The sequence below is a fragment of the Martelella sp. UBA3392 genome, from assembly GCF_002358775.1.
In the GTDB taxonomy this organism is placed as follows: domain Bacteria; phylum Pseudomonadota; class Alphaproteobacteria; order Rhizobiales; family Rhizobiaceae; genus Martelella; species Martelella mediterranea.
In genome coordinates, this window is record NZ_DEPM01000123.1 from 1 (window position 1) to 13,293 (window position 13,293).

10 protein-coding genes are annotated in these 13,293 nt (G+C 63.1%); 1 reads left to right on the top strand and 9 read right to left on the bottom strand.

Features of this window, described 5'->3' with window-relative positions; translation table 11 throughout:
• Positions 1-40 precede the first annotated feature (40 nt).
• The 6 genes from B4E36_RS09015 to B4E36_RS09040 form a co-directional block, all read right to left on the bottom strand.
• Entirely contained in the window at positions 41-1,162 is a 1,122-nt protein-coding gene (locus tag B4E36_RS09015; RefSeq protein ID WP_292053342.1) for a Gfo/Idh/MocA family protein, read from the bottom strand.
• 11 nt (positions 1,163-1,173) lie between these two features.
• Entirely contained in the window at positions 1,174-1,935 is a 762-nt protein-coding gene (locus B4E36_RS09020; RefSeq protein WP_292053344.1) for a sugar phosphate isomerase/epimerase family protein, read from the bottom strand.
• A gap of 88 nt (positions 1,936-2,023) precedes the next feature.
• Positions 2,024-3,118 carry an ABC transporter ATP-binding protein gene (locus B4E36_RS09025; RefSeq protein WP_292053389.1) on the bottom strand — a complete coding sequence of 365 codons (1,095 nt, stop codon included), beginning with the start codon at positions 3,116-3,118 and terminating at the stop codon, positions 2,024-2,026.
• A gap of 3 nt (positions 3,119-3,121) precedes the next feature.
• Positions 3,122-4,018 carry a carbohydrate ABC transporter permease gene (locus B4E36_RS09030; RefSeq protein ID WP_292053346.1) on the bottom strand — a complete coding sequence of 299 codons (897 nt, stop codon included), beginning with the start codon at positions 4,016-4,018 and terminating at the stop codon, positions 3,122-3,124.
• 4 nt (positions 4,019-4,022) lie between these two features.
• Positions 4,023-4,916 (bottom strand): carbohydrate ABC transporter permease, encoded by an 894-nt coding sequence (locus B4E36_RS09035; protein WP_292053348.1) that lies wholly within the window; start codon positions 4,914-4,916, stop codon positions 4,023-4,025.
• A 75-nt stretch (positions 4,917-4,991) separates the two neighbouring features.
• Positions 4,992-6,224, bottom strand: a complete 1,233-nt coding sequence (locus tag B4E36_RS09040; protein ID WP_292053351.1) for an ABC transporter substrate-binding protein — start codon at positions 6,222-6,224, stop codon at positions 4,992-4,994.
• Positions 6,225-6,786: 562 nt separating this feature from the next.
• Between B4E36_RS09040 and B4E36_RS09045 the strand changes: the two genes are divergently transcribed.
• A complete protein-coding gene (locus tag B4E36_RS09045; protein WP_292053353.1) occupies positions 6,787-7,869 on the top strand; it encodes a LacI family transcriptional regulator in 1,083 nt (360 codons plus the stop codon).
• A gap of 12 nt (positions 7,870-7,881) precedes the next feature.
• Here B4E36_RS09045 and B4E36_RS09050 read toward each other — a convergent pair whose 3' ends face one another.
• From B4E36_RS09050 to B4E36_RS09060, 3 genes are all read right to left on the bottom strand, one after another.
• Positions 7,882-8,271: a YbaN family protein gene (locus B4E36_RS09050; protein WP_292053355.1), complete on the bottom strand. Its 390-nt coding sequence runs from the start codon at positions 8,269-8,271 to the stop codon at positions 7,882-7,884.
• Between the two features lie 187 nt (positions 8,272-8,458).
• Entirely contained in the window at positions 8,459-12,202 is a 3,744-nt protein-coding gene (locus B4E36_RS09055) for an AsmA-like C-terminal region-containing protein (RefSeq protein ID WP_345900258.1), read from the bottom strand.
• Positions 12,203-12,345: 143 nt separating this feature from the next.
• Positions 12,346-13,293, bottom strand: a 948-nt coding sequence (locus B4E36_RS09060) for an FAD-binding oxidoreductase (protein WP_345900259.1), incomplete at its 5' end; no start/stop codon positions are given.

Sequence of the window (13,293 nt, forward strand, 5' to 3'; positions counted from 1 at the left end):
AAGTCATCCAACAGAGTTGATGACGCAGGACTAGGTGGAACTACCGCAACAGCGCCCTGGCCGCCTCCGCATCAAGCGCCGCCGGCTGGGTGCAGGTCGTCGACAGCGGGACGAAGGCGCCGGTCTCCCCGGACTTCAGGATCGCGGCCATGACGTCGACGCCGTGCAGCGCGCGGGCGAGCGAGCAGCGGGCATCGCGGCCTTCGATCAGCGCCACCGCCATATCGGCAAGGCCGGCCGTGCGGTAATTGGCGCGCTCGCCCTGGTTGGGCTTGCCGAAGGGGTGATCCTGGCTGTCAAGTTCGGATGTCTTGCCGTCGCGGCCCGCCGCCTCGACCTTGCCGCCGAAGAAATTGGGATCTGGCACGAACAACGTTCCCTCGGTTCCGTAAAGCTCCATGTTGGAATGACGGTGCACCCACACATCCCAGCTTGCCGAAAGCGAGATGGTGGCCCCGCTTTGAAACTCCAGCAGCGCGTGGATATTGGTCGGCGTCTTCACCGGGATGATCTCGCCGCGCCGCGGTTCGGAGGTGATGGTGCGGGTCTCGTTCGCCATCGAGGTCAGCGCCGCCACCTGTTTCACCGGGCCGATCAGGTTGATCAGGTTGGCGATGTAATAGGGGCCGAGATCGAGCACGGGGCCGCCGCCGGGCAGGAAGAAGAAATCCGGATTGGGATGCCACATCTCCATGCCCGGGCTCATCACGTGGCAGGTGCCGGAGGTGACCCGCCCGATCCCGCCCTCATCGATATATTTGCGGGCGCGCTGGTGGGCGCCGCCCAGAAACGTATCCGGCGCGCAGCCCACCGAAAGCCCCTTTTCGGCGGCGATGCGGCCGAGCTCCTTGCCCTCGTCGACGGACAGCACCAGCGGCTTTTCCGAATAGACATGCTTGCCGGCCTCGAGAATCCGCTTCGACATTTCGTAATGCGCGCCCGGAATGGTGAGGTTGACGATGACGTCAAGCTCGTCGTTCTGGAGCAGGTCCTCCACGCTCTGTGCCGTCACGCCGTACTCCTCCGCGCGCGCGGTGGCCGCCGCCGGATTGATGTCGGCGCAGGCCAGCACCTTGAGGCCGCGAAACAGCGGCGCGAGAGAAAAATAGGTCGCGGAAATATTGCCGCATCCGAGGATGCCGACACCAAGTTCCCTGGTCATGAAAGCCTCGTTCAGAAGGACTGGAAGGATGCGATGGACCGCTCGATAAGACGGTCGATATCATTCGGATTGTCGTGCTCGACGATGTAGTGGCGGATCGGCAGCGGCTTCAGGACGCCCATCAACCCCTTCCAGTCGACCGTGCCATGGCCGACATCGGCCCAGCCGTCCTCATCCTCGTTTTCGCCCGGTTCCGCGATATCCTTGACATGGACCGCGCTGATACGATCGCTGTAGGTCTCGATCCAATGGCGAGGATCGGCGCCGCCGCGGATGATCCAGGCGATATCGGCCTCCCAGGCCAGCGTAGACCCGCCCTCCATCAAATGCGTCATCGGCACGCTGCCATCTTCAAGTGCGGCAAATTCGAAATCGTGGTTATGCCAGCCGAACACGAGGCCGGCATCGCGCATGGGCGCGCCGGCCTTCTCCAGCCGGGCCCCGAAATCGCGCCAGCCCTCGGCCGTCGTCGGGCGGTCATCCGGCATCAGGAAGGGGCAGAACACGCTGTCCATCTTCAGCGCCGTTGTGATCTCGAGCACGCGGTCGGGATCGTTTTCCAGCATGTTCAAGCTGAAGTGACCGGTCGGCATGGCAAGCCCGATCGTCGCCAGATCGGAAGAAAGCCGGTCGAGCGCCGCCTGGTCGAGATCGTCATAAAGCGCGCCGTAGCCTTCCACTTCGCCGTAGCCCGCCGCGGCGAGCTTCTTGAAGATGGTCGAAAACGGCTGGTAATTGCGCGCGCTGTAAAGCTGGAATCCTAGTTTTGTCATCTGTTTCCTCCGGCTGCCGCCATCGATCCGGCCGGCATGCCCTTCCTGTTATTCATGCCGCGCGGGAATGGCCCGTCGCGGCCTTGCTTCAAAGCCGCAGTTCGGTCTTCGCATCGAAGACCGAGGCAAGCGGAATATCAAAGGCGAAGCGGATCTTCTGGCCGACCTTGTAGCGGACATTGCCGTTCACCCTGACGGTCATCAGATGACCGGCATATTTCAGCCATAGCAGGCTGTCTGCGCCCATCGGTTCCTCAAGGTCGACGGTCGCCTCATGCACTTCGAGGTTTTCCTCCGACAGCGCCTTGTCGATGACGATATGCTCCGGCCTGACGCCGAGCGTCACCTTGCCGGATTCCGGCAACTCGCCATTGGCATCATAGCCTTCGAGCGAGAAGTCGACATCATTGGTGCGGAACACCGGCTTGCCGTTCTCGTGGCGCAGTTCGCCATCCATGAAGTTCATCGGCGGCGAGCCGATGAAGCCGGCGACATAGCGATTGACCGGGCGGTTATAGATCGTGGTCGGCTCGTCGAGCTGCTGGATCACGCCGCCGCGCATGATCGCGATCCGGTCGGCCAGCGTCATCGCCTCGATCTGGTCATGGGTCACGTAAATCATCGTGTTTTCAAGTGATTGGTGAAGCCTTTTAATCTCAACCCTCAACTCCGACCTGAGCTTCGCGTCGAGGTTCGACAAGGGCTCGTCGAACAGGAACACGTCGACATCGCGCACCAGCGCGCGACCGATCGCGACGCGCTGGCGCTGCCCGCCAGAAAGCTCGGCCGGTTTGCGCTTCAGGAGCGGCTCGATCTGCAGGATTTCGGAGGCGCGCTTGACGCGCTTGTCGATCTCCGCCTTCGGCACCTTGGCGACCTGAAGGCCGAAGGACAGGTTCTTCTCCACCGTCATCTGCGGATAGAGCGCATAGGACTGGAATACCATCCCGATGCCGCGATCCTTCGGCTCCAGCCAGGTGACGTTCTTGTCCTTGATGAAGATCTGGCCGCCGGTAACGTCGAGCAGCCCGGCGATGCAGTTCAAAAGCGTGGACTTGCCGCAGCCGGACGAGCCGAGCAGCACCAGAAACTCGCCGTCATGGATATCGAGATCGAGGTTCTTGAGGACGTCGATCGCCCCGAAGGAGAGCGAGAGGTCCTTGATGGAAACACTGGTATTCATCATTCACCCTTTCACCGCGCCGGCGGCGATGCCGCGCACGAACAGCGGTCCGGAAACGAAATAGACGGCGAGCGGGACAAAGCCGGTCAGAAGGGTTGCCGCCATGTTGACATTGTACTCCTTCACGCCCTGCACCGCGTTGACGATGTTGTTGAGCTGCACCGTCATCGGATAGTTCTGCTGGCCGGCGAAGATCACCCCGAACAGGAAGTCGTTCCAGATGCCGGTGGTCTGGATGATCATGCCGACGACGAAGATCGGCAGCGACATCGGCAGCATGATCTTGAAGAAGATCTGCCAGAACCCCGCGCCATCAACGCGGGCGGCCTTGAAAAGCTCCTCCGGCAGCGAGGCGAAATAGTTGCGGAACAGAAGCGTGAGGATCGGCATTCCGAAAATCGTGTGCACAAGCACGATGCCCGGCAGCGTCGAGAACAGATGCAGTTCGCGCAGGATGATCACCAGCGGATAGAGCATCACCTGATAGGGGATGAAGGCCCCGAACAGGAGCACGGTGAAGAAGAATTCCGAGCCCTTGAAGCGCCAGTTGGCAAGCGCATAACCGTTCACCGAGGCGACCGCGATCGAGATGATGATGCCGGGAACGGTGATCTTGACCGAGTTCCAGAAACCGACGCTGATCCCTTCGCAGTAAAGCCCGGTACAGGCCCCGCTCCAGGCCTTGACCCAGGGTTCGAAGGTGATTTCCACCGGCGGGGCGAAGATGTTGCCCATGCGGATTTCCGGCATGCCTTTCAGCGAGGTCACGATCATCACGTAAAGCGGGATCAGATAATAGACCGCGGCCACGAACAGGATGGAATAGAGAATGATCCTGGAGGGGGCGAGCCGGCGTTTCGGACGCGGACCCGCAGGCCCGTTCAAAGCGATGTCAGCCATGTTGCTACCTCTTCTTGCCTCTGAATTCCATCAATGCCCAAGGCACGAGGATGATGAACACAGTGACCAGCATGACGGTGGAGGCCGCCAGTCCCTGCCCGATATTGCCGCGCTGGAACATCAGGTCGTAGACATATTTCGCCGGCACTTCGGAGGCGAAGCCGGGTCCCCCTTGGGTCATGGCGACGACGAGATCATAGACCCGGACAATGCCGGAGGCGACGATCACAAGCGTGGTGACGAACACGCCGCGCATCATCGGGATGACGATAAAGATATAGGTGCGCCATGCCGGAATGCCGTCGATCTTCGAGGCCTTCCAGATTTCGGAGTCGATGCCGCGCAGCCCGGCCAGCATCAGCACCATCACAAGCCCCGTGCCCTGCCACAATCCGGCGATCACGAGCGCGTAAATCACGGTGTGCTTGTTGCCGAGCAGCGCGAGATTGCCGCCGGGAAGCCCGAGTTCATCGAGAAACTTCGGCAGGCCGAGGCCGGGATCGAGAATCCATTGCCAGACCAGGCCGGTCACGATGAAGGAAAGCGCGAAGGGATAGAGGAAAATCGTGCGAAAGGTGTTTTCGAAGCGGATCTTCTGGTCGAGCAGCGTTGCCAGAATGAAGCCCACGACGAAAGAGAAGATCAGGCTGAGGCAGCCGTAGATCAGCAGATTGCCGATCGCGACATTCCAGCGCGTGGTGCCGAACAGGCGATCATACTGGGCAAAACCGACGAAGTTCTCGCTCGGCAGAAGCCTTGAATCGGTGAATGAATAGATAACCGTCCAGGCGGTGCAACCGATGAAGATGACCACCGCGGTGAGCATCATCGGTATGGCCGCGATCTTGGCGTTCAGGTTCTTGAACAGACCCATCGGACGGCGAGCGACATCAGCCATTGCTGCTCCCCTCACGAGATTGGTGCAGAAAGAAAGGCGGAGCGGATCAACCGCCCCGCCGCTCAACCGGGCAAATTACATTGCCTGTTCGATGATTTCCTTCTGCCGCTCCATGGCTTCATCGACCGACATGTCGGAGGAGAAGAACTCGAGCGCGAGGTCGGTGATCTGACCCTGCGTATCGGAATCGAGCAACTGCTCGGTCGACGGCAGCACGTTCTCGGGGTTGGCGAGAATCTCGATACCCTTCTTCATGCAGGCATTGGCGGCTTCCAGATCGACATCGCCGCGCACCGGCAGCGAGCCCTTGACCAGATTGAATTCAACCTGGGTTTCGGGCGAGACCAGCATCGAGGCAAGCTCGAGCTGGGCGGCCGTGATATCCGGGTCATCCGTCTTCGGGAAGTAGAAGGCATCGCCGCCGGTATCGAGAACCGGGTTGTTGCCGAGGCCGGGCAGGCAATCATAGTCGACGCCGGCTTCCTGGCCGGCCTGGGCGAACTCGCCCTGCGCCCAGTCGCCCATGATCTGGGCCGCGGCATCGCCCTGGATCACCATATTGGTGGCGACGTTCCAGTCGCGGCCGGAATAGGCATCATCGACCATGGTGCGGGCCTGTGCGAAGGCTTCCCAGATTGCGCGGTTTTCATCGCTCATCACCGCATCGGGATCCTTGTCGCCATTGACGGCGAGATAGTTGTCGACGCCGCCGATCGCGACCTGCATCACGTTGCGGATGCCGTCGACCTGCCAGGGCTGGCCGGTGGCAAGCGGAATGACGCCGGCTTCCTGCAGCTTCGGCGCGGCTTCCACCAGTTCGGCCCAGTTGGTCGGGACCGGGATGCCGTTGTCCTCGAACACATGCCGGTTCAACCACATCCACTGCCAGGAGTGGATGTTGATCGGAACGCAATAGATGCGACCGTCATATTCGCAGGCTTCGAGAAGCTTGGCGGGGCGGATCTTGCTGGCCCAGTCTTCCTTCTCGGCAAGCTCGGTCAGATCGAGCATCAGGCCGGCCTTGATGAGCTCCTCGGCATCGCGACCGGTGTTCATCTGGGTCGCGCCCATGGGGTTGCCGCCGAGAATGCGGCTGACGATGATCGGGTTGGCGGTGGTGCCGGAACCGGCGATGGCGCTGTCGACCCAGGTATTGCCCGTCTCATTGAAATTGTCGGCGAGCACCTTCACGGCGGCAGCTTCGCCGCCGGAGGTCCACCAATGGGTTACTTCAAGATCGGTCGCGCTGGCGGAAAGCGGCATCGCGACGCCGGCAGCGAGCGCTGCGGTGAGAATTGCATGTTTCATCTTGTCCTCCCAACTGAAACGTTGCCGGAAAACGGTATTCAAATTCCCGGAAGCTGGCAACCTTTTTGTCGAAGTTTTTGTTTCCGTGCGACTTTAGTTGGAGTTCAGGACTCCCCCTCCGTTCTCATTTTTGCAATGCAAATACCCCATTAAAATATTATTTTAATTGTATTTTTTCCAGGAAATCAGCTTTCGAAGCGGCGCTTCTTCGCTAACGCAAACAATGCGGTGACCTATGCGTCATGACGCCGCCTACGCCTTGAAAATCAGGGGATCGAACGGCCAGAAACACTTTTCTGTATCGTTTCAGCTCTTGCCGCGCTAGACTGCCACCATCCCCTTTCCCTGACGGGAGGAGACTGCCTGACGCCCGGCGAACAGCGCTTTTTTTTGCGCATGGATTGCCGGGAGACGCTATAAGCGTCGGCGGCAGGCAGGGCTGTTCAGGGCGGGGCGGGAGAGGTGCAACCTCGAGCCGCAGACGAGCCGGGGCGCGCGACCAGTTTCGCGCGGCAAGGCGCGTTTGCAATCATGTCCGGTTGCCGGCGAATGAGGAGACGCAATGAAACCGACGACAAGCCGAACAGAGGGCCGCCGCGCAGAGACCCGGACAGGCGAAACCGCAAACGCCCGACCGACGCTGAAGACCATCGCCTATATGACCGGGCTCGGCGTCACCACCGTCTCGCGCGCGCTGAAGGATGCGCCGGATATCGCCGAGCATACCAAGGAACGGGTGCGGCTGGTCGCCAAGCAGCTCGGCTACATGCCGAATCGCGCCGGCGTCAGGCTCAGGACCGGCAAGACCAATGTCATCGCCCTCATCCTCAATTTGGAAGAGGAAATCATGGGCATGGCCGGACAGATGATCTTCGGCATTTCGGAAATCCTGGCCGACACGCCCTATCATCTCGTGCTGATGCCGCAGCCGATCCATCACGATCAGATGGCGCCGGTGCGCTATATCCTCGATACCGGCTCGGCCGATGGCGTGATCATCTCGCGCATCGAGCCCGACGATCCCCGCATCAAGCTGATGCGCGAGCGCGGCATGCCGTTTGCCGCCCATGGCCGCACGGACGGCAATATCGACTATCCGTTCCATGATTTCGACAATGACGCCTATGCCTTCGACGCCGTGGAAATGCTGGCGGGGCGCGGGCGCAAGCGGATCGTCAGCCTGCAGCCGCCGAGCCACCTGACCTATTACAAGTATTTCCGCTCCGGCTTCGAACGCGGCCTCAGCCAGTTCTCCCTGCAGGAGACGCCGCTGACATCGATCTCGACCGATTCGCCCCTGACCGAGATCCGCAGCGGCATGCTCGCGACGCTGCGCTCCAGCCATCCGCCGGACGCCGTGATCGCCTGCAGCGGCAGCAGCGCGATCCCGATCATGGCGGCGCTGAGAGACTGCAACCTGACGCTCGGCCGCGAGGTCGACGTGGTGGCCAAGCAGCCGGCCGATTTCCTGAACTGGATCAACCCGGAACTCATCGCCATGAGCGAGGATTTCAGCCAGGCCGGGCGGGAACTCGCGCGCGCCGTTCTCGCCCGCATCGACAATGCCGGATCGAAGCCGCTGCAAAGCATCAGCAAGCCCGACTGGTCGAAGGCGCCGGCGGCAAGGGCGCGGGAAAACAGCTAAAACCCGTGGCGATCAGCCGTCTGCAGCCATTCTGGACGGCGAAGGGCGGGTGAGGACGTAGAGCGCGCAACAGGCGAGCACGATCGCGACGCCGGCCTGCAGCCACGGCCACGCGCCGGCAAACAGCAGAACCGAGACCATGCTGCAGCCCATGGCCGCCACGGCAAGCAGCTTGGCCGGCAGCGAGATCGCGCCCTCGCGCCGCCAGCGGCCGAGATGCGGGCCGAAATGCGGATGGTTCATCAGCCGCGCCTCAAGCTCCGGCGAGGACCGGGCGAAGGCGGCGGCGGCCACGATCAGGAACGGCACGGTCGGCATGATGGGCAGAACCGCGCCGATAAGGGCAAGCGTCACCATCACCCAACCAAGCCCGATCAAAAGCCTGCGCTTCACCGTCTTCATTCAAGTCTGCCCTTCATCCGATTAGCCACACTGTGGCTCTACCGCATTGTTTTACCGCGACAACCTTGCCGAATCCATAGCGCCAGGCTGCGGCAAAAAAAGCATTGCCCGGCGCAAAGTCGTTCCAACAGTGCCCGGTTTGCGCCTCACATGCTCCGCAATACCGGCGATATTTTGACCGAGACGTTCAGGGGCTTGGCGCGCCCTCCTGGCGCACTTCCTCAGCCCCGTCGATGATCGATTCGATCAGTCGGTCCCAATCGCTCTTCTCCGGCGCTTCGGGAACGACCTCCGCCGGCGCGGCGGAAATCGGGGCGGCTTCAGCCGGCTGATCGGGCGCTGTCTCGCCAGCGCCGCCCGGCGATGACTGATCTGACGAAGGCTCACCGGCGGCACCCGCCTCGGCGTTGCGGGCGGCCTCGGCGGCGCGGCGCGCCTCTTCTTCCCGCCGCTGCCGTTCCGCCTCCTCCTGACGCTGGCGCTCGCGCGCCTCTTCCCGTCCCTGGTAGAGGGCCGCCTCACGGCGCAGGCGCTGCTTTTCGAGAATATCGGCCTGCAGGCGTTCCACGCGCTCGCGCTCGCGCTCGACCGCCCTCAGCGCCAGATAATTGTCGATCTCGGTGAGATCAAGGGTGCGGTCCGGCGCGGCAAGCGGGCCCTTGAAGCCGATCGTGAAGCCAGCGCTCGCCCCCTCCTCGCCCTCGTCGCCAAGCTTGAGCGCGACATCGAGCGCGGCGTCCAGATCGCGCGTGTCCAGATCGGCCTCCATCGCCGCATAGACGCTGGCCTCGGGCAGATCGACCAGCACATTGCGCGCCTGCAGCGTTCCGTCGGTGATCGCAAACGGGATCGCGATATCGCCCGCCTGGAAGCCGCCATCGCCGAAGAGCAGCGCACGGACCTTGTCCTCGATCGCCTCATTGGTGATTTCCGTGCCCTCGGCATCCGCCCAGGCGAGAAGCTCGTCCCTGAAACCGAGATCGAGGCCGTTGAAGGTCGGCGATTTGAGCGTGACGATGCCGGAACCGCTGGCCTGCGATTTCAGACCCCGCGCGGTATCGGCGGTGGTCTCCACCACAAGGCCGAGATCGAACGCGCCGGAGACGACGGGCGTCCCGTCCGCCTGCCAGAGATTGTCGGGCAGGGTCGCGTCGGCAAGATTGAGCTGGGCCTGGAAATAGCCATTGCCATCGGTGTTTCCGAGCCGCATGTCGCCGGAAAGCGTGCCGCCCATCAGCCGGCCCGAAAGCCCGTTGAGCGCCATGCCGCCGCCGCGGAAATCGAGCTTGCCGCCCATGCCGGTCACCGGCTCTGCAAGACCGAGATCGAACGCGCCCGCCTGCAGGTCCACGCTCGCCTCCGCCGTTCCGAAATAGGCGCGGTCGAACGGCACATCCGAGAGATTGCCCTCGGAATCGGTGAAATCGGGACCGAAAATGGCCTCCGTCAGCCAGGCCATGTCGAGCCGGTCGAGCGCGAGCGCCCCTTTGAGCGAGGCCACTGGCCCGCCCCTTGCGAGCGAAAGCCGGCCGGCAAGGCCGTTGCCGTCAAGCGTTCCGTCAATGGCCGAAAGCGTGTAGGCCTCATCGTCGATATCGAGCGCGGCCTTCAGCGACACCGGCACCCCGAAGGCCGTGCCGGGCACCGCAAAGGCGTTCATCGCCAGATAAGGTTCAAGATCAGGGCTTTCGAGCGAAACCGAATAGCGGCCGTTCAGGAAATCGCCCGCCGCGAGGCTCGCCTCGCCGCTGGCGGAGAACCGGGTCTCGCCGCTTGCCGCGCGAAAGCCGATGGCGGCCGGCCCTTCGGCATCGGCGCGATCGACGGAGAGCGACACCTGCGCGCCCGCCGGCGCGGGGATCGGCAGCGGCATCAGGCCCGCCTGCCCGAACAGCACCGCTGCATCCGGGTTCGAGGCCTGAAGCTGGCCGCTCATGCCGCCCTGCCCCGTGAGCGAGTCCATCCGCCACGAGCCGGAAATGCGGCTGCCATTGGCGCTGCCCTGGATCACGGCTGCGGCTGCGGTTCCGTCCTGCCCGAAGGTCAGGTCCGCCTCGAGACTGGTATCGTTGTACCAGAGCGCGCCATCGCCGAGCATGGTCAGCAGCGGATGATCGCCGGCCCGCTGGCGGAGCATCGCCACGAAATCGGTAATGTCTCCGGCGGAAAGCGTCAGGCGGGCGGAGCCGGTCGGCATGTCCCGCATCGTCTGCGCCTGACCCGAAAGCGTAATCGCCGCGCCCGAAAGATCGTCGATCTTCAGGCTCTCGATCGTCACCGCGCCCGCCTGATAGGTGAAATCGGTATCGACCACATTGGCCGTCAGGTCGAAGGCGTTGACTGCGCCGGCCCTGAGCGTGGCGTGAATGCGGTGCTGGCTGAGGCCGGTATCGATATCCTCGCCAACCATCAGCCCGGCAAGGGCCCTGAGCGCGTTCAGATCGATGACATTGCCGGAGAGGTCGAAATCGAGCGTCGGCGTCGCCGCGCCGTCGGCCTGGCGCGACAGGGTGCCGTCGAGCACGGCGTCGCCGGCGACGATCTGCAGATTTTCGAAGGCCTGGGTCTCAGGCGTCAGAATAACGTCGGCGGAAAAGCCGGCGCGGTCGAGTTCGCGGATTTCCGGGCTGACCTTGCCGGTCAGCCATTGCGAAAGTCCGCTTGGCTGGCGCGAGGCGACCAGGAGCGAGCCCGAAAAATCCGTCGTTTCGCCGACGGCCAGCCGCCCGGACGCTTCCACCTGCGTGCGGCCGGGCAGAATCGCCGAGCCGTTTTCGATCCGCCAGCCATCGCCGTCCGGAGAGGCGTCGAGCACGATCGAGCGGATCGTGGTGTCGCCGGAGACCAGCGCCGGCAGGCGGAACGTCACCTTGCCCGGCAATTGCGGGATCGGCACGTCCTTGATGAAGCCGATCAGCACGTCGAGGCGTTCGCGCGCGCTCGGCGGCGCGACCCGGCCCTTCTTCAGATTGGTGTCGTAATCGGAAAGCCGCTCGACATTGAATTGCTGGCCGTTGGCCGTCAGCAGGAAGGTGCCGCCCGGCCGCGTGTCGAAATTGCCCTCTCCCGAAATCACATAGGGATCGACTCGGGTGCCGACTTCCAGCCGGTATTCCGGCACCGCGAAGGAGTTGTTGGTGAGCTCGAACTTGCCGGCAACGCGCGGCGGCGGCACGTCCTGTTCCTCATCGGCGGTCACGGCGAGACGGAAGTCGCCGGCATAGACCGGCGCGCCTGTCGCGAGAGAGACATCGCCTTCCATCGACGCCAGAAGCGGCCATTGCAGCGGCGCGGCGGTCAATCGCACCCGCACGGAGCGGGTTTCGGGATCGGGTCTGCCGGTAAGGATGCTGAAGCTTCCGGCGCGGCCATCGAGCACACCCGTCCCCTCCATGCGCCACGGGCCTTCGATCGCGTTGGCGGAAAGCATGGCGTCGATATCGGTCAGGCTGCGCATCCGCCCGCTTGCCGCATCCGAGAGGTGGATTTCCCCATCGCGCACCTCGACATCCTCGAAGATCACGCGGCGGGAGGCGATCGCGCTTTCGCCGGTGTCGGTCCATGAGAGCGCGCCATCCTCATCAAGCGAGAGATTGAACACGGGGTGTTCGAGCTGCATCTTGAAAATGCGCATCTCGCCGCTAAGGAAGGGCGCCAGTTCCGCGTCCATTGAGAAGGATTCAGCCGTCGCAAGCGGCGTGCCGGCGGCATCGCGGCCGACGCTGACATCGTGCATGGTGATCGCCGGAAACGGCAGGATGCGGACATTGACGTCGCCGAGCACCTCGACCTTCTTGCCGATCACCCGGCTCGCCTGCACCTCGAATTCCCGCCGGAAGCTGCTCCAGTCGATGAAATAGGGGGCGACCAGCGCGACACAGAGGACGAAAACCAGAAAAGCGCCAATGATAACCAGTATTCGTGCCAGCAAACCTGCTATTCCTCTGTCACTTGCGTTTGCGGCTCCGGCCGCATTGGCCAGAACCTAGCACAGGGCAGAATGGCAAACCAGTTCAGGCGCCGGTTCCATGCGGGGCGATATGCCCTTTTTCCGCGAGGCCGCACCGGCTGCAATCAGAATATCTTTCCCGGATTGAAGATGTTGTCCGGGTCGAGCGCCTGCTTGATCGCCCGCATCATCGCGACCGTGCTTCCGAGCTCCTTGCCGACAACGCGTTTCTTGCCCTGGCCGACGCCGTGCTCGCCCGTCGAGGTGCCGCCCATGGCGATCGCGCGCTCGGCAAGGCGGACGGTGAACGCCTCGATCTTCTCGATCTCGCCGGGCTTGTCCTTGTCGAACAGCACCAGGAGATGAAAATTGCCGTCGCCGGCATGGCCAACCACCGGGGCCAGAATGCCCTCAGCCGCGATATCGGCCTGGGTCTCTGCCACGCAATCGGCAAGGCGCGAGATCGGCACGCAGACATCGGTGGAAAAGCCCTCATACTCCGGCTTCAGCGCCCTGCCCGCCCAATAGGCATTGTGGCGGGCTTTCCAGAGCCTGTTGCGCTCCTCGGCATTGGCGGTCCAGACGAACTCCGATCCGCCGCACTCGGCCGCGATCCCGGCGAACTGCTCCGACTGCATGGCGACCGCCTGCTCGCTGCCGTGGAATTCCAACAGCAGCAGCGGCGTTTCTGGGAAATCGAGGCCGGAGTAGGCGTTGCAGGCTTTCACCTGCAGCGCGTCCAGCAGTTCGATGCGGGCGACCGGAATGCCCATCTGGATGGTCATGATCACCGCATTGCAGGCATCCTCCAGCGTGTCGAAGGAGGAAACCCCGCCGGCGATCTTTTCCGGGATGCCGGCAAGCTTCAGCGTCACAGAGGTGATCACGCCGAGCGTGCCCTCCGCGCCGACGAAAAGCCGCGTCAGGTCGTAGCCCGCCGAGGACTTGCGCGCGCGGCTCGCGGTGGTGATCTCCTCGCCATCCGCCGTCACCGCCGTGACCGCCAGCACCACGTCCTTCATCGTGCCGTAGCGCACCGCATTGGTGCCGGAGGCGCGGGTGGAGGCCATGCC

Coding starts and splice junctions, on each gene's coding strand:
- B4E36_RS09045 (WP_292053353.1), top strand. CDS start 6,787: ATGAAACCGACGACAAGCCGAACAGAGGGCCGCCGCGCAGAGACCCGG.
- B4E36_RS09025 (WP_292053389.1), bottom strand. CDS start 3,118: ATGAATACCAGTGTTTCCATCAAGGACCTCTCGCTCTCCTTCGGGGCG.
- B4E36_RS09015 (WP_292053342.1), bottom strand. CDS start 1,162: ATGACCAGGGAACTTGGTGTCGGCATCCTCGGATGCGGCAATATTTCC.
- B4E36_RS09040 (WP_292053351.1), bottom strand. CDS start 6,224: ATGAAACATGCAATTCTCACCGCAGCGCTCGCTGCCGGCGTCGCGATG.
- B4E36_RS09050 (WP_292053355.1), bottom strand. CDS start 8,271: ATGAAGACGGTGAAGCGCAGGCTTTTGATCGGGCTTGGTTGGGTGATG.
- B4E36_RS09035 (WP_292053348.1), bottom strand. CDS start 4,916: ATGGCTGATGTCGCTCGCCGTCCGATGGGTCTGTTCAAGAACCTGAAC.
- B4E36_RS09030 (WP_292053346.1), bottom strand. CDS start 4,018: ATGGCTGACATCGCTTTGAACGGGCCTGCGGGTCCGCGTCCGAAACGC.
- B4E36_RS09020 (WP_292053344.1), bottom strand. CDS start 1,935: ATGACAAAACTAGGATTCCAGCTTTACAGCGCGCGCAATTACCAGCCG.